Source organism: Vibrio crassostreae (genome assembly GCF_024347415.1).
In the GTDB taxonomy this organism is placed as follows: domain Bacteria; phylum Pseudomonadota; class Gammaproteobacteria; order Enterobacterales; family Vibrionaceae; genus Vibrio; species Vibrio crassostreae.
Map to the genome: position 1 here is coordinate 221,601 of NZ_AP025477.1, position 20,803 is coordinate 242,403.

The 20,803-nt window shown below is 42.8% G+C and carries 22 protein-coding genes and 3 pseudogenes; 19 read left to right on the top strand and 6 right to left on the bottom strand.

The genetic code is table 11. The annotated features are described in order from the left end of the window. The first annotated feature begins 302 nt into the window (after positions 1 to 302). The 4 genes from OC193_RS16785 (at position 303) to OC193_RS16800 (ending at position 2,720) form a co-directional block, all read left to right on the top strand. Positions 303 to 1,076: a ParA family protein gene (locus OC193_RS16785; RefSeq protein ID WP_048657767.1), complete on the top strand. Its 774-nt coding sequence runs from the start codon at positions 303 to 305 to the stop codon at positions 1,074 to 1,076. Between the two features lie 16 nt (positions 1,077 to 1,092). Continuing rightward, on the top strand, positions 1,093 to 1,392 hold the full coding sequence (locus tag OC193_RS16790) for a hypothetical protein (RefSeq protein ID WP_048657768.1): 300 nt from the start codon (positions 1,093 to 1,095) through the stop codon (positions 1,390 to 1,392). A 492-nt stretch (positions 1,393 to 1,884) separates the two neighbouring features. Beyond that, on the top strand, positions 1,885 to 2,394 hold the full coding sequence (locus OC193_RS16795; protein ID WP_048657769.1) for a hypothetical protein: 510 nt from the start codon (positions 1,885 to 1,887) through the stop codon (positions 2,392 to 2,394). A gap of 8 nt (positions 2,395 to 2,402) precedes the next feature. Then, entirely contained in the window at positions 2,403 to 2,720 is a 318-nt protein-coding gene (locus OC193_RS16800) for a hypothetical protein (RefSeq protein WP_048657770.1), read from the top strand. A gap of 21 nt (positions 2,721 to 2,741) precedes the next feature. Here OC193_RS16800 and OC193_RS16805 read toward each other — a convergent pair whose 3' ends face one another. After that, the gene (locus OC193_RS16805; protein ID WP_048657771.1) at positions 2,742 to 3,125 is read right to left on the bottom strand and encodes a hypothetical protein; all 384 of its coding nucleotides are present in this window, start codon (positions 3,123 to 3,125) and stop codon (positions 2,742 to 2,744) included. 231 nt (positions 3,126 to 3,356) lie between these two features. Here OC193_RS16805 and OC193_RS26065 point away from each other — a divergent pair, with 231 nt between their 5' ends. Next, on the top strand, positions 3,357 to 3,509 hold the full coding sequence (locus OC193_RS26065) for a JAB domain-containing protein (RefSeq protein ID WP_376740319.1): 153 nt from the start codon (positions 3,357 to 3,359) through the stop codon (positions 3,507 to 3,509). Positions 3,510 to 3,752: 243 nt separating this feature from the next. Here the strand turns inward: OC193_RS26065 and OC193_RS16815 are convergent, their stop codons facing one another. Next, positions 3,753 to 5,129 carry an IS4 family transposase gene (locus OC193_RS16815; protein ID WP_048667530.1) on the bottom strand — a complete coding sequence of 459 codons (1,377 nt, stop codon included), beginning with the start codon at positions 5,127 to 5,129 and terminating at the stop codon, positions 3,753 to 3,755. A 528-nt stretch (positions 5,130 to 5,657) separates the two neighbouring features. On the opposite strand from OC193_RS16815, the gene ltrA reads away from it, so the two are divergent. Next, positions 5,658 to 7,301, top strand: coding sequence for a group II intron reverse transcriptase/maturase (gene ltrA / locus OC193_RS16820; protein ID WP_080967988.1), 1,644 nt, complete (start codon positions 5,658 to 5,660; stop codon positions 7,299 to 7,301). A 46-nt stretch (positions 7,302 to 7,347) separates the two neighbouring features. Then, positions 7,348 to 7,485: pseudogene (locus OC193_RS16825) on the top strand (JAB domain-containing protein); the annotation flags it as partial. A 132-nt stretch (positions 7,486 to 7,617) separates the two neighbouring features. On the opposite strand, the gene OC193_RS16830 reads toward OC193_RS16825, so the two are convergent. Together OC193_RS16830 and OC193_RS16835 are read right to left on the bottom strand one after the other, a co-directional pair. Then, a complete protein-coding gene (locus OC193_RS16830) occupies positions 7,618 to 9,138 on the bottom strand; it encodes an ISNCY family transposase (protein ID WP_080967740.1) in 1,521 nt (506 codons plus the stop codon). A 332-nt stretch (positions 9,139 to 9,470) separates the two neighbouring features. Then, positions 9,471 to 10,310 (bottom strand): DUF2971 domain-containing protein, encoded by an 840-nt coding sequence (locus OC193_RS16835; RefSeq protein ID WP_048661531.1) that lies wholly within the window; start codon positions 10,308 to 10,310, stop codon positions 9,471 to 9,473. A gap of 485 nt (positions 10,311 to 10,795) precedes the next feature. Here OC193_RS16835 and OC193_RS16840 point away from each other — a divergent pair, with 485 nt between their 5' ends. The 4 genes from OC193_RS16840 (at position 10,796) to OC193_RS16855 (ending at position 12,717) form a co-directional block, all read left to right on the top strand. Further along, on the top strand, positions 10,796 to 11,467 hold the full coding sequence (locus tag OC193_RS16840) for a tyrosine-type recombinase/integrase (RefSeq protein ID WP_048661532.1): 672 nt from the start codon (positions 10,796 to 10,798) through the stop codon (positions 11,465 to 11,467). Between the two features lie 58 nt (positions 11,468 to 11,525). Then, a complete protein-coding gene (locus OC193_RS16845; RefSeq protein ID WP_162200905.1) occupies positions 11,526 to 11,915 on the top strand; it encodes a type II toxin-antitoxin system RelE/ParE family toxin in 390 nt (129 codons plus the stop codon). Further along, positions 11,905 to 12,213, top strand: coding sequence for a helix-turn-helix domain-containing protein (locus OC193_RS16850; RefSeq protein WP_048661534.1), 309 nt, complete (start codon positions 11,905 to 11,907; stop codon positions 12,211 to 12,213). The genes OC193_RS16845 and OC193_RS16850 overlap by 11 nt, the downstream gene beginning before the upstream one ends. Before the next feature lie 114 nt (positions 12,214 to 12,327). Further along, a complete protein-coding gene (locus OC193_RS16855; protein WP_048661535.1) occupies positions 12,328 to 12,717 on the top strand; it encodes a hypothetical protein in 390 nt (129 codons plus the stop codon). A 17-nt stretch (positions 12,718 to 12,734) separates the two neighbouring features. On the opposite strand, the gene OC193_RS16860 is transcribed toward OC193_RS16855, so the two are convergent. Continuing rightward, positions 12,735 to 13,715: an IS5 family transposase gene (locus OC193_RS16860; RefSeq protein ID WP_048660763.1), complete on the bottom strand. Its 981-nt coding sequence runs from the start codon at positions 13,713 to 13,715 to the stop codon at positions 12,735 to 12,737. A gap of 292 nt (positions 13,716 to 14,007) precedes the next feature. Between OC193_RS16860 and OC193_RS16865 the strand changes: the two genes are divergently transcribed. Together OC193_RS16865 and OC193_RS16870 are read left to right on the top strand one after the other, a co-directional pair. Next, positions 14,008 to 15,264, top strand: coding sequence for a lipopolysaccharide biosynthesis protein (locus OC193_RS16865; protein ID WP_048659337.1), 1,257 nt, complete (start codon positions 14,008 to 14,010; stop codon positions 15,262 to 15,264). Then, a pseudogene (locus OC193_RS16870) lies at positions 15,257 to 15,619 on the top strand (outer membrane protein); the annotation flags it as partial. The gene OC193_RS16865 and the pseudogene OC193_RS16870, both read left to right, overlap by 8 nt. Positions 15,620 to 16,276: 657 nt before the next feature. Here the strand turns inward: OC193_RS16870 and OC193_RS16875 are convergent. Next, a complete protein-coding gene (locus tag OC193_RS16875) occupies positions 16,277 to 17,017 on the bottom strand; it encodes a hypothetical protein (RefSeq protein WP_048659336.1) in 741 nt (246 codons plus the stop codon). Positions 17,018 to 17,378: 361 nt separating this feature from the next. Here OC193_RS16875 and OC193_RS16880 point away from each other — a divergent pair, with 361 nt between their 5' ends. From OC193_RS16880 to OC193_RS16905, 6 genes and pseudogenes are all read left to right on the top strand, one after another. Continuing rightward, a complete protein-coding gene (locus OC193_RS16880) occupies positions 17,379 to 18,311 on the top strand; it encodes an IS5 family transposase (protein WP_080967725.1) in 933 nt (310 codons plus the stop codon). 49 nt (positions 18,312 to 18,360) lie between these two features. Continuing rightward, positions 18,361 to 18,498 (top strand): annotated as a pseudogene (locus OC193_RS16885) (JAB domain-containing protein); the annotation flags it as partial. A 103-nt stretch (positions 18,499 to 18,601) separates the two neighbouring features. Next, positions 18,602 to 18,853, top strand: coding sequence for a hypothetical protein (locus OC193_RS16890; protein WP_048659855.1), 252 nt, complete (start codon positions 18,602 to 18,604; stop codon positions 18,851 to 18,853). Positions 18,854 to 19,571: 718 nt separating this feature from the next. Continuing rightward, entirely contained in the window at positions 19,572 to 19,955 is a 384-nt protein-coding gene (locus OC193_RS16895; protein ID WP_048659854.1) for a hypothetical protein, read from the top strand. Between the two features lie 43 nt (positions 19,956 to 19,998). Then, positions 19,999 to 20,385, top strand: a complete 387-nt coding sequence (locus tag OC193_RS16900; RefSeq protein ID WP_048659853.1) for a DUF7659 family protein — start codon at positions 19,999 to 20,001, stop codon at positions 20,383 to 20,385. Positions 20,386 to 20,463: 78 nt separating this feature from the next. Next, the gene (locus OC193_RS16905) at positions 20,464 to 20,799 is read left to right on the top strand and encodes a hypothetical protein (protein ID WP_048659852.1); all 336 of its coding nucleotides are present in this window, start codon (positions 20,464 to 20,466) and stop codon (positions 20,797 to 20,799) included. The last annotated feature ends 4 nt before the right edge of the window (positions 20,800 to 20,803 follow it).

A 20,803-nucleotide genomic window follows, 5' to 3' on the forward strand; every position in this document is an offset into this window, starting at 1 on the left:
CCGTGTACCCATCGTAGTCACAATATTTTCAATTTTGAAACTCGACTTTGATTCTAGTATTGGGATTAACTTAACCAAGAAGTTTTGGTTGCTGAGAAGCCTAATCATTTGAATTCCGCGGATAGTGCTTTCGCTGCTGGTGTCACTTTCTTTAGGATTTTTACTGTCTCGATATCATCGATTGGTAACGGAGGGATAACTTTAGGCGTTGATAGAAGAAGTGTATTACCTATGTAATACGTTGACAGGGCGCCTTTTGTTTTTTATTGTGTACTACACATGTAATACATGAGGTGTTTGTTATGAAGACTAAAATCATCAGCGTTGCGAACCAAAAAGGTGGCGTTGGAAAAACCACTACTCTTGTCAATTTAGGGGCTGAGCTTGCACGAAAACGAAAAGTGTTAGTGATTGACCTCGATCCTCAGGGTAACTGCTCTAAAACGTTAACAGGACAACGGGATTTTAAGTTTGAAGAGACGGTAGCTGCTTTATTTGATAAACCTAAAGTTGTGTCCATTGTCGATTTAATTCAACCTGCAAAGCTTAATGGGAATTCCATTGAAAACCTCTATGTTGTTCCCGCTGATGTTCAGTTGTCACGTGTCATCGAAACATCACTGACAAAGATTAATCGTGAACGAATTTTAGAGAAGCAATTGGTGAGGTTAGGTGATACTTACGATTTCATTCTTCTTGATACGCCACCAAACCTATCCCTAACGACTCTTAACGCAATCCAGGCCTCAGACCTTATTTTGATCCCTGTTGATTCTGGTGCCTTCTCATTAGACGGCATTAGTTCTTTACTCGAAGCTGTATCTGAAATTAAAGAAGACGAAGGTAATTACCTGATACTGAGGAATGAGGTCGACTCAAGAAACACTATCATTAATGAGTTCATTGATGAGGAATTGGAGGTAGTACAAGATAAATTGTTACCAGTATCTGTCCGCCGCTCTGAGCATGTCGGACAAGCTAATGCCGTTTCCTCTCCGGTGCGCTTTTATAAATCGGGCTCACTTGTGAATAACGATTACCGTAAACTCGCTGTGTTTCTTTTAAATTTAATGTAATACATAGGTAATACACATGAGCAAGTTAAAGAAACGAGGAGCGATAACCGCTCTCTCTACTGAGAAGAACGAAGGTTCAAGTAAGCCGACTGGAATTACGACTGTTAAAAAGAAAGTAACGACATCTTATAAAGTGCCTCCTCTGACTCTTAGAATGTCATTGAAGGATAAAGAACGGATCACTGATTGGGTAGCAAGTCTGCAAGAGCAGACAGAGAGAAATGTGTCTGCAGCGAAATTGTTTCGAGCGTTGGCTTTATATCGAGACAAGATCGATGATGAAGATCTCATCGAGTTGATCAACAAAATGAACTAAATATGTATTACACATGTAATACACGATTATTTTAAAGACTCTAAATATTTAAAGAGATGCCATAGAGCCGGCTTCGGACTCAACTTCTCACACTGATGAACATGACACTTTGGGAGTTTTTTACCTGTTCTGAGCCTTCTCTCCTTGTAAAGACAAACACTTTAAACGTGTCTCTATCACGATTCTTATCGTTGCCTTGGGCGTCACCCTGCGGGCTAGGCTTTACTGCCCTAAGAGTCTTAGCGTCTTGTCGTTTCCTCCTCGTTGTTCTCTCTGTCTTTGAATAAGTTCGAATAAGGGCTTGTTTTCTTATGCGCCGATTTCTTTCACTCGCCTCATTTTCGGGCTCGCAGGCTGTTAACCGTCTCTCCCCACAACCTGTTTTTCAAGGGAGGCTTCGCCGCTGCGCGCCCTTGCAAAGCAGAACGATGTTGAGAGAGCGGACCGCCAAGCGGCTCCGAAAAGTGATACTCAAACAGAAAGGAAACTCTCATGGCGCAACAAAACTCAACCCCAACTCTCTCTAACTCAAATTCAGCGACCAGCGTTTCGCCGCTGGGGCACGAAAGCTCACCAAAAAATGATATCTCTAGTCCTTTAGCGGTCTTGAAGTTGCGCTATCAAGTCAAAAAGTGTTGTGATGAGGTGAAAAGAAAGTCTGAATTTGTTTCAAAAATCCAGCGTTTAAAAATGTTCAGTCGTCGTCAGTCGACAGAGCAACTGGCTGATATCGCAGCGTTAAAAGACCAAGGGTTCGTTGACGCTATCAAGCAGCAGTTTCCGCAATTGGTGTCGCGTCGTTTTGCTTTCCATGAAATCCGTGACTTTTTCATCGAATTAAATGGTGCTGGCTTTGGTGAATGGTTTCTTCACGAGCGAGTGGATCACATCATTATGTACACCAACTACGGGTCTGTGTTTCCAGCGTTGCGCTTTGTGACAACGGGGGAGGGAACGTTTAAGTGCTCAGGATTTTGTTTTGATGTGCGTTTTGGCGCTTAGGGGGTCAAATGAAAGTGCGTTCTACAGTATCCGCTGACATATCCCTGCACGTGATTTGGGTGAATTCGACCGACTTTGACTCCACCGTAAAGGCCGTCAAGGTTCATGAGATTTTGGTGAATGAGTTTGGGTATACCGACTCTTTAACACTAGAGCAAGGCAACCGAGGGAAGGGGGGGAGTATCAGTGTGTGTGATAACACTACCACCATTAAGCAGATGCGAGAAGACTACGCCTACGCGAAGAAAACGGAAAGGACGAGAGAAACTACCTCCGAGCATCGCGAGTCGGCTAAGGCTTTACTCTCTTGTCTGTATGACGACTAAAGTCAGCAGATGCGTGACGGCTCAAATACTCATCAGATCATCAAGCTGTCTGAATTTTGTTTCGATATTCCAACTGTTTGCGGTATTCAAGCGGTTCGTGTTTTTAGACGAGCAACGCCCTGTTCGGTCTTGTCCTAAGTAGCCAAGGTTATCGAGTGGCGCAAGTCGAGTAACCAGCAGGGCGCTCTCTTGGTGGGGAAGGGACATTTCTACCTGGGCGACGTACTTTGGGTTGAGATATTGGCTTAGGCTGTCCTTTTGGCTTGTTGTCGCGACTTCCTTTAAACCGTCCCATTTGAGAACCCTCACGCAAGGGAGGCTTCGCCGCTGCGCGCCCTTGCGCTGCAGAACCTGCAACTGGGTACGGACAGTCAGACGCTCACCAAGACCGAAAGGAAATACCATGTCAGCACATGTTCAATACTCAAATGTTTCGTTATTCACATCAGAAGAAAAGGGCATCCTTGACCAGGCCGCAAGCATTCTCAAATCCAAACTGTTTATTTCAGAACAAACGCCATTAACCTCGCCTGAATTGGTGAAATCGTTCTGCCAAACGTCCATGGCCGCTTGTGAGTCTGAAGTGTTTGGATTATCTTCCTCGATAATCAACATCGAGTGTTGCGCACCAAAGAGATGTTCTACGGTACCGTTAATGCCGCTTCGGTCTATCCGCGTGAAGTCGTGAAAGCGTCGCTGGCCGCGAACGCGAGTGCGGTTATTCTCTATCATAACCACCCAAGTGGTGCGCCAAGAAGCGCATATGTAAAACGCAATGTAATTGCTTGATTTCAAGGAGTAATCAATGATTAGAAACGCATGCAACTTCCATTAGGCTGGCTGTTGTGTGAAGCCGTTTTGACAATGTGGCTGACATTTCCCCTACGAAATGGAGAGCTGCTAATCAGAGTCTTGCTAAGACTACGAAAGAAACTGATGTTTGACGCCTCGAAGGTTGGACTGTCTGTTATGAAGGTAGGGACAAGACAGAGTCACTGGATCTCCACCTATGACCTGTCTCTTGATCACAAGTTACATCTCAAGAGATTTGGCGAGTAGGTAGCCTTCAAGGATAATTTGCAACTTGAACCATCCTTCCCAGAGCCTTTCCCAGCCAACTCGCCCATTTCGCTTAGAGTCGTGCCAACCAGCAAGCTTTCCAAGATTAATATACGCCCAGTAGATACTTGGTGCTTGGCGAGGCGGCTTTGTCTTTTCTTGCTTTGACCATAGTAATTTCCACGCAAGAGGACTTAACAACTTCTCACAGCTTTGCTTCTCAGCTTCTGGTCGATTTAAGCCAACGTATCGTAGTTGGTGCACTCTTACCGCTATGAAAGCCAGTATTACGACCATCTTTTCGAGGTTGTCTTTACTTTGCATACGAAGGTCTTCCACATGAGTTCCTCCCGTCTTCCATGCTTTGTGGAACTCTTCTATCAGCCAACGTTTTTCATAATAATCCAAGATTTGTTCTGCATCTTTCGCATTGAGAATAGGTTCAGATGTCAGTATGTGCCAACATAGTGGCTTGTCGTGGTTTAGCTCTTTGCAACCAACGTAATATAAGGAAATAGGCTCCCCTTCTTTATTAGAAGGTACCTTGAGAGTGACCGGAGCATACTTCACTTCACAGGTAGCTTCACGCGCCTTTCGTCCACCACGCTGCTTCACCTCGACGACTCTATTTCCAGCTGACTTTAGAGCACTGCTGAACGTATAAAGAGAGTCTGTACTTTGCTCTATACCTCGGTTATGCGTGGAACGAACAACAAAGCGCTGTTGATGAGTAGTCTTATATGTAAGGTACTCGATGATATCTGCTTCTCGGTCACAAACGGAAATCACATTGTCGAGTACACCACCAAGGCGCTGTGCCATATGCCTTGATGCCCGCTCCCATTTGAAGCTTTCTTTCGTCTCATAAGCGCGCGTCTTCCGCTTGGATTTTTGTCCATACTGGTTAATATCTCTTACCCAGCGCTCTTGTTCTATGAGACCAACCACGTGTTTCTCTTGAGGAGCGAACAGCAAGACCGAGTGGACTTGCATCCCTCTAGAGGACTTTGTAGAGCTCGTATGTCCCATCTCATCTCTAACGGTCTGATGAGTAAACTCCAGAGAAGTCGTATCCTCTAAGGCGAGCAGACAAGAATAGGTGCGGGCAGCTTTAACTGTTGCATTAAATCCAGCCTCAGCAATAGCTTGTGCGTCAATGGCGTCGTTCCGACTAAAGCGGTAAGCTGCTTCAATATCTGCAACTGATTCAAGAGACTGCACAATAGACTGACCGATATGGTTAGCAAGGGATGCAGTCAGTTTAACGAGTCGCTTGGTTCGCCTTAGGTCTCCCAACTCAGCGTCCGAAAATGTATCTGTTGCCCATTGTTCTGCATTGACTGAAAACATCATACCTACCTTCAACTGTTTATTTATAGTTGAGATCGGAAGTATGCAAAAAGGTTCAAAAAATCCTGAGATGAAAATCGCAGGATTTGTGTATGAAAGACAGACCTATGACGGGGGGAGAAATCTCGCTTGGATAGAGACTGAACGCTCCTACAGAAATAGGAGTTCAAGTCTCCCAGTGACGAGCCGTGCAAGGGGTACAGTCAGAGTCTAAGGCAAGATGGTGACGTTACATATGTGAACTTGGGAACTTTCTATTGTTATCTTGGCAACAAGATCTGGGAGCCTGAACCTACATGCAATTAGAAAGGGCGGAGCCTTCGTAGTAGTCCGAGGTTAGGAAAGCTAATCACATGGCGAAGGGAGGCAGTTTGACAAAACGTTTGTAAAAGTGAATTAAGCAGGAGAACAACGGTAATGTTGCTTTCAACGATCGCCCAAAAACAATAAACACTTGCAAAGAAAGCAACTGAGAATCCAGAGTATAAATTTAATCGTTTATACGATCTTCTTCATTGGGAGACATGGATACATCAGGCTGCTATTAATGTGTTATCTAGGCCAGGAAGTAGGACAGATGGCGTAGATGGTAAAACTCGCGACTACTTTAAACAAACCTATGAAAGACAACTGTCTTTGATCATAGAACAGTTAAAGTCAGGGAATTACCGTCCACTACCTGTAAAGAGGGTCTATATACCAAAGCCGAATGGAACCAAACGTCCTCTCGGTATTCCGGCTTTACGAGATCGTATTGTTCAGGAAGGTATAAGAATGGCACTCGATCCTATATACGAAACGGGTTTTCATCCCTATTCCTTTGGGTTTAGGAAAAGTCGATGCACTATGGATGCGATTGCAGTGTTGATGCCCTTAGCTAACTCCATATCAAAACATTTCTATGTTATTGAGGGGGACTTAAAAAGCTACTTCGACACTGTTAATCATCGAATATTACTCAAATTGTTAAAAAAGCGGATAGCAGATAGGAAACTCATCTCTCTGCTCCATCGCTTTCTTCGTGCCGGTGTCATGGAAAAGCAGCTATTTGCTCAAACTCGTGAAGGGGTACCGCAAGGGGGGATCATTTCCCCACTGCTAGCAAATCTATACTTGAACGAATTTGATCAATGGGCAGCGAAGAAATGGCAGCTATCTCAATCAGAAAGACAAAATACGAGGAAAGCGGGTCGCGGTAATTATACCATGGTTCGCTATGCCGATGATTTTGTTGTCGTATCAAATGATGGGATAGCTGGAGTAAGGCAAGCTAAAGCTGAAATTAAGGAATTTCTGGAGGAAGAGCTAAAACTTACTCTTTCTGAGGAGAAAACTTTAATTACACACGTTAACAAAGGATACGACTTCTTGGGGTTCTATATTAAACGGAACTACTCGGAAGGACGATGGGTGGTACACTTGCGCCCCTCAATGAAAAGTGTGAAGCGTGTGAAAGCCAAGCTTAAAAGTCTTACTACACGAAACCAAACTTTATATGATGAAGTTACGAAGATGAAACAAATAAATCAAGTAGTTAGAGGGTGGTGTGAATATTACAAACATACATCTTTACTCAGTGATTTAGAAGCGATCAGTCGCTATGCGTGGCACAGATACCACAAGTGGTTACTGGCAAAATACAAAGGAAGTAGAAAGGTGCAACTCATCAAGGACAAAACATGCACAATCATGAAACGTCAACGATGGGTAGCGAATACATTCGGTATTCAAGTACATCAATGGCTGCCATCAGCAAAAGAGCTCAATCGTTCTCGTTATTGGAATCGGGGCAGAAATGGATTTGAACATCCCTATCTAGTCGCGTCCAGTAACGAAATCCAACCACCACTAGGACTCAAAGGTCCAGAGCTTTCGATATATCTAACAGCACGGATGAGCCGTGAAGATAATAGAGAGTATCCAAAGGACTGGCACTATAGACGACTAAAGGTACTAAAGCGAGATAGCTTTGCATGTGTGATATGCAAAGAACAAAATGACATCCAAGTTCATCACCGTAGAGGCGTTAAATCGTGGGCGGTAAAAGACTTGGTAACATTATGTCGAAAGCATCACATGATGGAACACAAGAAACTGCGAGTTGATGATTGTCAAATGGAGAGCCGGATGCGGGGAAACTCGCACGTCCGGTTCGGAGAGAGGAGTGAGTAAAACCGCCAGCTGTGAAGCTGGTATGGCGTACTTGCCCCTACTCTACGCCACCCCAAGTCAAGCTGACCGACGCATTACTCGTCAACTGACGGATGCGTTGGCATTGGTTGATATCCGAGTACTGGACCACTTTGTGGTTTCATTTGAGTGTGTGGTGTCTTTTTCTGAGCGAGGCTGGATTTAAAAAAGCGGCTTATGGCCGCTGATTGAAACAGGGTAGGAGACTACCCTGTCATTACTGAGGGATCTTGACGGGATAAGTACCAACCGATTCTGTCATGCTCTTACATTTTAGTGCCGATTGATACTTTTCGCCTCACACGTCGATATTCAGTGATTGGGATTTCTTTATCCTAAGCTCTTTGGTGCTGAGGTTCTCTTCCTTCCAGATGTTTTTAATCGTCCCGATACTCACGGTGATATCGTATTGTTTTAACTCCATTGTCAGTTGCATTAATGTAAGGTGAGGTTTCTGCAACGTCAGCTCGATAATCTTGTCTTCTGCGTGCTCTGGGATACGATTTTTACTGCGGTTTAGGGGCTTATTGATCCGCTTCAGTCCCATAGGCCCTTCCTCAGCCATGATTTTCTGATAGGTGTAAAGGGATTGGCGAGAGCAGCCAAGGATGCGGGCTGCTTTAGATATACTGCCTAGCTGTTCAACGAGCTCTAAGGCTTCTATTTTCCGCTGAACCTCTTTGCCATATTCGCTGCATTTACGAGGCTCAACCAGCTCGGTAATATCGAGCCGACGGTGGCCAAAATAGGCGGAGAATGTGCCATCGAACTGACATCTAATCTCTACTTTTTGGTTTTCAATGGAGTAGCGGATGGGCGAGTCGATAACGTACCTTTTGTTACCAAAGCCAAACGTATGATCACGTCGTATGGTTCGATATTCTTTCTGCACGCAGATGCTGTTCAGATCCAAATCAACGGGCAAACGCTTAAAGGCCGTCCGTGAACTTTTGGGCCGAACGCGAACCTTTTTATCCCAATAATTTGGGATAAACTCGTCTTGTAAATAGCGATTCGCCCCCTCCATATCGGTAATGTTGTGCAGTCGTAGTTCTGGTACCAGCCTATCTTGGAACGTATCGAATGAGCGTTCAATGCGTCCCTTTCCTTGTGGTGAGTTAGCAAAGATAATTTCAATACCGAGCTCTTCACACGCTCGTTGCATCTGAGAGAAGTTACTTCGCTTGGGACCGCCGAAGATACCCGCTCTATCGACGTAAAGCGTCTTAAATATCCCTCGTTTCTCAATATAAGCTCTCATCACCTTCATACAGCCTTCGGTGGTCTCAGAGGGGAAAAACTGAGCATGGATATCACTGGTGGCGTCGTCAATCATAGCAATCAAACAAGATTTTTCATCACCAAACCAGCGATGAGGACTCCCATCCATTTGAAGCATTAGTCCAGGCAGCTCCATACGCTCTCGATACTTCCTAACTCGACTTCTACGTCGCTTAGCACGTTTAACATGATGAATATCGTGTGCCCAAGAGCGTAACGTTTCGCGCTTAATAGCGATCCCTTCATTCTTTTTGAGGACTTCAGAGAGATGCTGCAAATTGAAATCGTAGTACTTAGTTTGTATGAGACTTTGGACTTCTTTTTTGAGCGAATCAGGGATCTTATTGACTGGAGAACGGCCTCGATTACCATGAATGATGAATCGAATGCCTTCTTTTCGGTATCGGCTTAGATAGCGCTCAACCGTTCGCCGAGACTTGTTGAGCAAGGTTGTGGCACTATTGATGCTGATTTTGCCATCGATAATTTTGCAGATAATATCGACAGTAAACTGGGATTTAGAATCCATATAGAACATCCTTAGCCCCTTCCAAAGTTTAATTAATTACTTTAAAAGGTAAGCCAAATGAGTCCCGTCAAAATCCCTCGGTAGTTATTGTAATGACAAAGTCGCTTGGTAATTAAGGTACGACAGAATCGCTTGGTGATCACAGGGTAGGAGACTACCCTTTAACACATTTTTGGACAAAAGTGTGCCAGTGACTTTGCTAAATTAGTATTTAACGGATTATCTGAAGTATTGCAAAACCTCTTATCGATTGGCCTAATCAACTAATCCACTACAGGAGACACATGATAGAGAGTATAAGTTTGGCTTTAGCAAGCTTGAATATTGATTCCATATATTATTTATTCAGGACACTCCTGCCAATAGCGAGAGCCTATAGGCATTTCAACAGCTTCGATTGCTAGACCTTCGCTGGAACGAACCATTTGATAATACCGAATTGGATTACTTTCAAATATATTGCGAATGGTCATCTTTACATCAATACTAGCTTTGAGACCAAAATAGACAGCATGGACTGCATTAGCTCCTGCATTAAGGTTTCCAAGTTGTCCACAAATCACACGCCACTCATGCTCATACTCCCAGTCTTTCGACTTGGTAGTGAGCATCTCTCTTACTATCGAGTTAAACTCTTCATTGTCATTTCCACAGCAACACTCTGCATACTTAGCATATTGATTTACAGAAATTTTATCAGCATCAACATAGTCAACTTTGTGAGTAATCATAGTTGTATCAGCTGTACCGAATAACTTACTCATATCATACGCAACACATATTCCTTGATGGCAATCAGCATAATGACTCCACATCGTGGTATTCGTATTATTTTCAGATAAAGAAAGCACACTAGATTCCGACATAATTGTTTCTATTTTTTCTCTAAAGTCAGAAATTTTTTCCATGTAATCAGCAGAGAGTTCTTCACCCACAAAAGCAGAGTTAGCGATACTCAAGGTTACGTTTCTCCCTATTTTGTTTTCTCGCTTTAATCGAGCCTGCTCGATCATTTTCAAGTAAGCATCCTTGGACGGTTTGGCTTCACAAAACTTAATCTGACAATCAAAAGGATCATTGAATGTTGTTGGCTTAGAAAACCAAACTGAGCGATTTATCAGAGACATGACAGTAAACTGATTGAAGGCTCTATATTTATACAAAACTTCAGGGATAGACATAGGGAATGCACTCTTGAAAATAAAACCCAATAACTTCGCACGACTTGAAAGATCGAAATCATCAACTCAGCTTAGCTTCTAACATTAGAAATAGTTGGTCAATATGAACATATATGTTTAGTGAAGATAATCTCTCCCAAATGATAATGGTCGGGTAGACGACACTTGTTACCAAGTGCCGTCTACCCGACAAAAGTGTCTTAGCTTACCTTCCCCCGTCTGACTAGATACAACCCAAAATCGATCAATCTTTATTGTAAATGATCAGACTTAATTGGAATCGACAAACTATATTGTCTTCCGACACCAACGGTTAAGCGAAAGTTTACCATCACTCTATCTAGTGGCTTTTGCACGAACCGGTTACACCACATCTTGTGCTTTATCCGTTTTCCCCCAAAGGCTTATGTACTGGTGTGTTATCATCACTAACACGCCTAAAAAGGTGATGTGTGTATTTTCCTCTCTCGACCGGAATCGCACACATGATTAAAGCAAAATCAAAAGCTCGTATCCTCACGACATCCCAAATTAATAAAGTCCTCAAGCGGTGTTTTCTCATGCAAAACGCAGAGCTAAAACGTGTGGTTATCGCGCTGTCTTTTTCTACTCTAAGGGTAAGTGAACTCGCCCAAATCACTGTTGCAGATGTGATCATGCCTACAGGCAAGATTAAAGACGAAATCCATCTTAGAGCTTCGCTGTGTAAAAGGAGAAAACCCCGTTCAATCTGGCTTGGTCGGATGGCAAAACACATGATCCAAGAGTGGATTGATTATCGCAAAGCGCGTAATTGGGCGACTACATTTAATAATAGTTATCAGGGACTAAACCCAAGTAGCAAGCTAGTGCTCAACAATAGAGGTCGAAGCTATTCAATGAAGCGTAAGACTAGGATTAATCAGAGTGGGGATAGGGTTGATTACTCTGTTTGTGATGTGCTTGAACTGATGATTCGAAATATCTACCAACGGACAGGATTCAAAGGTTGTAGCAGTCACTCAGGGCGGCGCAGTGCTGCAACTATCATGAATAGCCAAGGGGTGGCTTTGGGCATCATACAGCGCACTCTAGGACATTCAGAACCGTCAATGTCGCTAGAATACATTGATGTGTTACCAGAACAGCTAACAGAAGCAGCAGAGATGGCGTTTTGAAGTTGTTGTCAAAATTGAAACTATGGTATTCTTTACTACACTTTGGGGGGTGGGAATAGTGAGAATTTATGTCACTGACGAATTTGAAAAATTGATGATTAAAGCCAGATTAGATAATGAAATTATCGTTAAGGTGGCGAATGAGCTTAACAATGGTTTGCATGATGGTGAGCTACAAAGTGGAAAGCTATATAAAAAGCGTGTTCCGTCACCAGGTCAAGGTAAACGAGAGTCAAACCGAAGTGTTATAGCTATTCAAAAAGGTAATCGGGTGTTCTTCATAGATGGTTGGCGAAAGAAAGACGTCCCAAAAAAAGGTAAAGAAATACCAGATAAGTTATTGGAAACCTACAAGTTACTCGGTGAAAGCTTCCGTAGCTTAACGGATGAACAGATTGAACAAAACATCTTAGATGGTCTGCTAAGAGAGGTTAGAAATGATGGATGATCGTTTAGAAAGAATGCAAGCAATGGCGAAGCGCTTTAATGCCAATGGCTCAATTGATCAGTTAACCATGCGTAAAATTGATGCCTTGGCTATGAGTGCTAAGCGTGAAGATATGACCGCAGCCAAAATTCAGAAGTTGAGAAAGCGTGAGCATATAAGCCAAGCTGTTTTAGCAACTGTGCTGAATATGAGTAGCGAAAGCGTTCAAAAGTGGGAGCAAGGTAAAACTAAACCTCAAGGGGCTGCATTGCGTCTTTTGAATATCATTGATGAGAAAGGTATAACGGCAGTTATATAGTCGTTATTCATGTATGGCGATAGTTTAAAAACCACTTCACTTATGAAGTGGTTTTTTTGTTAACGGTTGTGTTTATAATTTATTTATCGGTTAAGCAAACAACGGTAAGTAACTATGACGGACGCAACTATCAACCCAATTATTAGCCAACTAAAAACGGAGGAGGAACAACTTACTTCCTTGGATTCTAAGTTAGAGAAAACGGCACAATGGATGATGGAAGCATCAGGAACGCCAGAATTTGGTGATAGACAAACCGTTTACTATCCGCAGTTGAATGAGTGGAGAGAGCAGAAAGCAAAAGTTAACGCTCTTTATATACAAAGAGCGAACCTATCTTGTATTGATGAGCCGACTTCACCTACAGCGGTGGCGAATATGATGGAAGAAAAGTGTGCAATAAAAGAAGCCACAGTTACCAGTACCACTTATGAGAGAGCGCAAAGGCGCTTATTTAAACAGGTTAATGGCTTCCTTAGGGCTTTGTTGCAATACTCAACCTAGGTGGTCTTTTGATATGGTTAGGCGACTCGGTAGCTCTTGGGCATCCCGAGATGAGTAAAGCGATTTAAAATAGAACAACCGAGTAACATTTCTTTTGACTGATTTTCAAACTCCCTGCTGTGTAATGTATTACCGATTATATTTTTGTAACGTTGCATGGCGGTTTCTGAGATATTCCTTTTTCCGTATTGCCGCACGCTCTGCCAACCTATAATACCAAGGGCGAAGCAACCTATCAGGTTGCTCATCCTCTTAGGATGATGAGCCTCATCGGCAAATATATTGTCTTTCGGCGGAATAACAATCTCAGCATTCGGGAAATGATTTTCTAATGTCTGGTACACCGCATTGGTATCATACATTTTATCGGCACTGACGTGCTCGACATCCGTAATGATGGACTGACATAGCACCCCGACAACCTGATCATCCATCGTGTTTTTATCGGTGAGGACTGCGCCTTGAATGAAGTGAGCTTCATCAACAGCAAAGTGCGCCTTTCGCCAGCTTCGTTTTGCATTAACCTTATGTTTTTCCTGGTGCCATTCATCCATACCAAACCGTTTGAGCCCCGTTGAATCAATGGCTATCGCTGCAATTTTGTCATCTGGCCTTTCATGCTTTCTAAAGCGTGGCGCCGTGAAGTTGAGCTGCTTCAGCCGTTTTGACAGCAGCGTATAATCAGGGCATTGAAGTCTGGTCATGCCAAGCTTCGTCAGTAAACTTTCAATCAGCCCCTGAGCTTGACGTAAGGGAAGTTTATACACCAATCTGATGTAATGGCAGGCTTCGATGGTGCTGTCAGGATACTTAACGGATGAGCCGGTACCGTCATAAACGCGTTCGTCGTATTGCCAATTATTGATGATATCTTCAGATATCCAAATATCGAACCGCCCGCGTTGCTTGAGAGCCTGATTGTACTCACCATAGTTATTTAAGGCGTAGATATGCTTCTTAAAATGATGGCGTTTGGCGTCATTGTATTTGTAAGGAATTTGTTAATAAGCCAACCTGAATGAAAGGCTGGCTATGATAACTGAATTCAATGTTAATGGAATGATTGAGTGTTATCTGAGCGATTCAACAAAGCCGTGCATGAAAGAGCTAGCAAAAGCAGAGCCCGATATCGATGCACTCCTACCTTGGAACTTCAAACATTAACAACATCGCCCTGTGGGTTCATGGGGCGCATACGAAATGTCGTAGGAGGTGCAACAGAGTTTTGTTGTAAATGAGAATAGCTTTCAATACTATAAGGAGATCTCACCTATGACAGTAGTCTTCGAAATGCATTCACAATCAGTCACCAAGGTAAAGAAGGCGTTTCTTTCCGGTATATGGGCAACATTAATCAGCATTGCGATAGGTTTTACCTTCAAGATCTGGCTTGCGGGGTGGGTAGCAAAAGCCGATTTGGCGCTCTTTCATACTGTCGTTGATATCATTTCTCTGTCCATGATTCTGATGACGGGCTTCCGCTCATCCATGGTCGTGACGTATTCTCAAACCAAGAATGATATCGATATTATCAATATCTTCCGCTTTACCCTTATTTTCGTCGTTCTAATGACGTGGGGTGGGGTGATTCCTTACATCAAGCACAGCTTAGATATTGGTGTCGAATACTTACAGTTGGTGGGCATCATTTTTGGTTTGGGGCTTAAGCTCTACTTTACCAATTTAGTTGCCATGTATCGTTTGTACGATATCACTAACCGTACCACTTGGCTTGATCCTGCGTTGAACGTGGCTCTGTTTCTATTCGCTTACTATATTGCTGGATTCAGTACGTTAACGGCGTTGTTCTATGGTTTGACCATATCTTCGTTAATAACGGCACTCTATATGTATATCAGCCGAAGAAAAGAGATATCGACCCTGCCAATTAAGCCTGTGCTGCTTAATTCAGACATGTACGGTTATGTGAAAAACAGCTTTACTGCGACACTCGAAGCAGGAGCAAGCATTCTTATGATTTACATTGCTGTGTTGTTGACTATACGCTACTTCAGCGTCGATGAACTGGGTGATTTTCAGGTTGTAGTGCGTCCGGTCTTCACATACATGACGATGTTATTCGTATTCCCAATTTACCGCTTTGTTCTGCCTGAACTGTCTGTGAAGGTACGAAATGGTGAATTCTCTGAGATTCAGCTTATCCGTCGATGGGTGTTTAAGTTGTCATTTATTGTCAGCGGTGCGTTTTTCTTGACGATGCTGCTGTTTGGTTCGAACCTTGTAGAAGCGCTTTTCCCTGCTGAATATATCGGAGCGGTACCAGTACTGTTCCACTTCTCGATGTTCTTCATTTTTATGATGCTGAACGCCTACCAATTGGCCTACATTAAAGCAAACGGGCACTTTAAAACGAGTCTATTTATACGCCTCGCGGGTATCGCAATGCTCGTCATTATGTTCTATGTAATATCGGCGTTTACTGACAATGTCGTGGCAATCATTACCGCATTGTGCTCTGGATACATGATGATGTTTATATTATCGAGTTTCAAAGAGAAGCAGATTCGTGAGTCTCATTGGTGCTGAACTTGGCTACAACGATTACGCAAACTACAAAAAGGGTGCTGAAAAACTGTCGCCGACATCTATCTATGCATCTGCAAACATCGGTTACACATTCGACAACACGATCCGTCCATTCGTATTGGCTGGTTTAAGCTCTGTTGACCTAAACGCAAACAAGAGTGCTGGCTACGCTGGTGACAGCGGTACCGGTTTCCACTTTGGTGTTGGTGTTGAATACACGCCAATAGACCACCTAACATTACGCCTGATTTCGCAAGCAGATGCAGTAAGCGTAGAGAACGATTACGGGTCTAAGAAAGAAGACAAAACACTAGCATTCAGCAGCATTAGCTTCGGTGGTTCATACAATTTCTAATGTAGTTTGCCTACTTCGAACAACTTGACGTGACTAATTCAACTTTTTGGGGTATTGCGCACATTTCCCCGAAAAGTGGTTCTGTCACGCCTCTAAATTTAATTGCGCAACAAAGCCGTAGACGACACAAACGTGCCTGCGATAGTCGCGTTGGCATACCTCTGGACATAAATGTGGTCAGTGACTTTACTAAATGAGCAGTTGACGGATAATCTGAGGTATTGCAAACCCTCTTATCTATTGGCCAAAGCAACTCACCCACTACAATCAAGACTCCTTCTGATCTTGATGATTATGTTCGAAGACCGACTAACTGAATACTTGTAACCAAGATCAGTTACACAGAATTATTTACAGGGTCTTTTTATTGACATGTAAGTAATATTTGGTTATCTTTTGATTATCGATTTGAACTGATTGAATCGATAATAGTAAGAGTAGGATCGTTCGGATTGACTGGAAAGCATAGCTTACCATATATACCCTACCTCCCGCTGCCTTAGTAAGCTTATGCATATACTGTATTAGGGATAAGATGGTGATACATCATATCTTATAATTTCAGATGGTAGCGCCATGCAAGACATGGATAAACAAAGATTCATTTCTTTCAATAGGGATCACGGAACTTTATCAATGGCTCTTCTAACCTAGCGGTTATGAAGAGCCGTCTTGATCTTTAGCCTTCATTTTTGCTTTCTTCTTTTTCTTCTTGTAACTCTTCTTCGCTGCTTTTTTAGCTTTCCCTTCAAATGGTTTTCTTCCAGACAGAATATTTTTAAGCAAAACTAGAAACGGCTTACTTGTATCATCTGGTGTGATTAGTTTTTTGGCACGAAAATCATCATCTGTAACAACGAATGCTGTTTCACAAAACATATTGATGTTTTTGTTGTTAGTTTTATGTAGTGTGAAAAGTACTATGTAGTTTTTATCTTTTTCTACTGATAAAAGCCCTGTAAGTGTTTTTCGGTGATCTCCTTTCTTCGAATGAGGTAAGACACAAATGTTATGGAGATTGCTTTTTAGAAAGTCGATAAAACTAGGAAAAAAGCTTCGGTTCTCTGTGTATTTGTCATTGCAAAAAACGCGCAATTCATTGCTGAGAGTTCTTTCTTGGGTTACTGCTCTATAATTGTTAGAGTAGTGTTCATATCTTCTAAGAAGCTCGCCTGTTTGATCTAATGCTTGAATGCTATCTTTGTCTTGATCAAATGCGCGACTGTATAGGTGGTTTGTGGGAACAATGTTTATATTGAGTTTGATTAAATGCTTTGACTCTGTTTCGAATTCATCTATAACAAACCCCTTATCTTTAAGGTGTGTTAAATCATAGCTAACCATGCTTCCTTGTTCATTTTGAATATTTACAACCCAATGTCCTTCCTGAATATGCACAAGTTACCTCTTAGCATTTGATTTAATGAGTTATAATACTAGAGTGAGTATTGCTTTGTCTTAAACTTTTTATATCTGATGGACTCATTACGAAATCGTTCCAATGTAGAATTGAGCTTGATATTATTTAACGAGGAAAAATCGTGTCACGTCTATTACTTGATGATGCTGTATTAAAACTGATTGATGCAAAGCTAATGCTCAATGGTCACGTTACGGCTTTGTTGAATCGCTCAGATAACACTCAATTATTCCATTAACATTGAATTCAGTTATCATAGCCAGCCTTTCATTCAGGTTGGCTTATTAACAAATTCCTTACAAATACAATGACGCCAAACGCCATCATTTTAAGAAGCATATCTACGCCTTAAATAACTATGGTGAGTACAATCAGGCTCTCAAGCAACGCGGGCGGTTCGATATTTGGATATCTGAAGATATCATCAATAATTGGCAATACGACGAACGCGTTTATGACGGTACCGGCTCATCCGTTAAGTATCCTGACAGCACCATCGAAGCCTGCCATTACATCAGATTGGTGTATAAACTTCCCTTACGTCAAGCTCAGGGGCTGATTGAAAGTTTACTGACGAAGCTTGGCATGACCAGACTTCAATGCCCTGATTATACGCTGCTGTCAAAACGGCTGAAGCAGCTCAACTTCACGGCGCCACGCTTTAGAAAGCATGAAAGGCCAGATGACAAAATTGCAGCGATAGCCATTGATTCAACGGGGCTCAAACGGTTTGGTATGGATGAATGGCACCAGGAAAAACATAAGGTTAATGCAAAACGAAGCTGGCGAAAGGCGCACTTTGCTGTTGATGAAGCTCACTTCATTCAAGGCGCAGTCCTCACCGATAAAAACACGATGGATGATCAGGTTGTCGGGGTGCTATGTCAGTCCATCATTACGGATGTCGAGCACGTCAGTGCCGATAAAATGTATGATACCAATGCGGTGTACCAGACATTAGAAAATCATTTCCCGAATGCTGAGATTGTTATTCCGCCGAAAGACAATATATTTGCCGATGAGGCTCATCATCCTAAGAGGATGAGCAACCTGATAGGTTGCTTCGCCCTTGGTATTATAGGTTGGCAGAGCGTGCGGCAATACGGAAAAAGGAATATCTCAGAAACCGCCATGCAACGTTACAAAAATATAATCGGTAATACATTACACAGCAGGGAGTTTGAAAATCAGTCAAAAGAAATGTTACTCGGTTGTTCTATTTTAAATCGCTTTACTCATCTCGGGATGCCCAAGAGCTACCGAGTCGCCTAACCATATCAAAAGACCACCTAGGTTGAGTATTGCAACAAAGCCACGTGATGCCACACCCAGCCAAGCCGAACGACGTATTACTCGACGACTGACTGACGCGTTAGCCTTGGTTGATATTCGAGTACTCGATCACTTCGTGGTGTCTTTTGAAGATGTGGTGTCGTTTGCGGAGCGTGGTTGGATATAACCATTAGTTAGTGAAAAATGTCTCTCATTCACGCCTATTCTGGCGTGAATGACTTCGGTAACGTAATGCAGTAAACTAAAGACAATTAAATAAGGTTTCTATTATGTCTGAATCAAGCAAAGTCACATTAAGCGTTGAAGAGCTGATCAACCTAACCGCTCATTCTGCCACTCAAGAGCAGTTAAATGATACGCGTAAAGAACTCGATCAGAAGATCGAAGCGGTTCGGAATGAGGTCCTGGGGGTTCGTAATGAAGTGAGTTCCCTTAAAAACCTCATTATTGCAACAGCCTTCGCGATGATTGCGACGGTAGCCGGTGCCGCGTTTTGGGTGGGTAGTCATATCAACGTTTAATGTTCAAATATGTTTTCTGAAATGCCTCTTATCCTAGAGGCATTTTTTTTATCTCGTGATTGCTGTGTACGCTTGGGTTTCTGCGCTAAAAGAGGTTGAGCCAAAGGCTCGACCGCAAGCGGTCGTCAAAACGGCTCTCAGGACCACAGTACGCCCATTTGCTCTATGTTTGATTATATTGCTTTGTCATGGTGTCGCTTTGTTGATTTTTGCCTTATAGGGCTTGATAGGCGGCTTTTTTATTATGACGGTTTAAAGCTGATTTGAAGCACAGTGTCATGGTAAGGGCTTCGATTGGGCGTTACCCTTCGGGCAAGGCTCTCCGCTTGTATCTTTCATCTATGGCCTAAGAGTGGCATCACCCTGGTGAGTCACTGCGTGCCGCCCCAGGATGTGCCTCTCTACAGCCCCTATCTAAAAGAATATCGCTGCAATCCTGAACGCCTGCGCTACTGCGTAGCTGCGCCTCGTCGTGCCTCCTCGTTACCTTTCACTGATTTCAATTAAGTTCGAGTAAGGGCTTGCTGTCTTATGTGCCGATTTCCCTTTCGACTCGCATCATTTGATGGGGCTCGCAGGCTGTTAACCCTCCTCAATCAGAACCTTCTCTGCAAGGGTAAATGAACGCTTCGCGCCCCTGCAGAGAAGAACCATGTTTGAGGTAGGGACAGCCAAGCGGCTCCATAAAAGTGATACTCAAACAGAAAGGAAACTCCTCATGGCACAACGACAATCAACCCTAACTCTCTCTAAATCGAATTTCAGCGACCAGCGTTTCGCCGCTGGCCACGAAAGCTCACCAAAAAATGATATCTCTTTGGGCGTGCACCCAGTAGGGCTAAGTCGTGATGTTGTCCTATCAGGATCAACATCTGTGGAAAATATTGTCGTGATTGCCGCTCATGTAAAAGCAAGAGCTAGGCATTCCAGTGTTTGGCTAGAACTGACGGTTTTGTTCCCAGAAACAGAACTCAATAAGCCGTACTGGGGGCAAGGCATCGCGAGAGGTCATGTGATTACTGAAACAAATAAGGTAGGGCTGAATAGTCGTGCTGTCGTCATAGGATGGGTGACAAACAACCATCAATACATCGAAACATAAAAGAGTGGATCATCCCCTTAATTATAAAATGGAGACTTAAAAGATGAAATATCTCTCACACTATATTCAAGACAAACAAACTCAGGCTTTTAATGATGCTGGGGCGTTCTTTGCTTTTTCTAATCAACAGTTCGATGAGGCAAAAAAAGATAGCGTGAAATACGCATCACTAGGTATGGGGTTAATTTGCCCAGTTGATAATGCCAAGCAATTAATGACTCGTTTAGATTCCATCGCTCAAGAAGGGATCGCCGAAGATATCAAAGAGAACGGGAAAAAGGTGATCATTCGCCGTGAGTTATTTAATCACGAATGTTTCTACACCAATGATATTTGTGATTGTGTGGAAAAGCTCGAAGGCTATGGCATTTCATACGATGAGATTTATGAAGTGTTTAATCATATTCGTAAAACGGAAGACGTTTATTAAACGTGAAAATTAAAGCGCCTTGATATTTGTTCCATCAAATATCAAGGTATGTTCAAGTCAATTATGGTGAATATTCGAATGAACATTCTGAATGCTACACAAGATAAAGAAGAAACGAAAGCAAAATGTTACTTTTGTACGGCCGTGCCGTTTTCGTTGGGTAAAGTGGTCTATACGCAAGGTATTGAGCAGTTATTAGATAATAATGTCGGTGCTAACTTGTCGATTTATTTGCAGCGTCACCAAAGTGGAGATTGGGGAGAGACTTGCATTGAAGATAAAATCACCAATGACGAAGCAACCAAAACAGGCGAGAGAGTGATATCGAATTATACGATTTGTGATCAATCGGTTTGGATAATAACTGAACGTGACCGCAGCGTGACCACAATTTTATTACCTTGTGAATATTGATATC

Coding starts and splice junctions, on each gene's coding strand:
- OC193_RS16785 (WP_048657767.1), top strand. CDS start 303: ATGAAGACTAAAATCATCAGCGTTGCGAACCAAAAAGGTGGCGTTGGA.
- OC193_RS16790 (WP_048657768.1), top strand. CDS start 1,093: ATGAGCAAGTTAAAGAAACGAGGAGCGATAACCGCTCTCTCTACTGAG.
- OC193_RS16795 (WP_048657769.1), top strand. CDS start 1,885: ATGGCGCAACAAAACTCAACCCCAACTCTCTCTAACTCAAATTCAGCG.
- OC193_RS16800 (WP_048657770.1), top strand. CDS start 2,403: ATGAAAGTGCGTTCTACAGTATCCGCTGACATATCCCTGCACGTGATT.
- OC193_RS16805 (WP_048657771.1), bottom strand. CDS start 3,125: ATGGTATTTCCTTTCGGTCTTGGTGAGCGTCTGACTGTCCGTACCCAG.
- OC193_RS26065 (WP_376740319.1), top strand. CDS start 3,357: ATGTTCTACGGTACCGTTAATGCCGCTTCGGTCTATCCGCGTGAAGTC.
- OC193_RS16815 (WP_048667530.1), bottom strand. CDS start 5,129: ATGTTTTCAGTCAATGCAGAACAATGGGCAACAGATACATTTTCGGAC.
- OC193_RS16830 (WP_080967740.1), bottom strand. CDS start 9,138: ATGTTCTATATGGATTCTAAATCCCAGTTTACTGTCGATATTATCTGC.
- OC193_RS16835 (WP_048661531.1), bottom strand. CDS start 10,310: ATGTCTATCCCTGAAGTTTTGTATAAATATAGAGCCTTCAATCAGTTT.
- OC193_RS16840 (WP_048661532.1), top strand. CDS start 10,796: ATGATTAAAGCAAAATCAAAAGCTCGTATCCTCACGACATCCCAAATT.
- OC193_RS16850 (WP_048661534.1), top strand. CDS start 11,905: ATGATGGATGATCGTTTAGAAAGAATGCAAGCAATGGCGAAGCGCTTT.
- OC193_RS16855 (WP_048661535.1), top strand. CDS start 12,328: ATGACGGACGCAACTATCAACCCAATTATTAGCCAACTAAAAACGGAG.
- OC193_RS16865 (WP_048659337.1), top strand. CDS start 14,008: ATGCATTCACAATCAGTCACCAAGGTAAAGAAGGCGTTTCTTTCCGGT.
- OC193_RS16890 (WP_048659855.1), top strand. CDS start 18,602: ATGTCTGAATCAAGCAAAGTCACATTAAGCGTTGAAGAGCTGATCAAC.
- OC193_RS16895 (WP_048659854.1), top strand. CDS start 19,572: ATGGCACAACGACAATCAACCCTAACTCTCTCTAAATCGAATTTCAGC.
- OC193_RS16900 (WP_048659853.1), top strand. CDS start 19,999: ATGAAATATCTCTCACACTATATTCAAGACAAACAAACTCAGGCTTTT.
- OC193_RS16905 (WP_048659852.1), top strand. CDS start 20,464: ATGAACATTCTGAATGCTACACAAGATAAAGAAGAAACGAAAGCAAAA.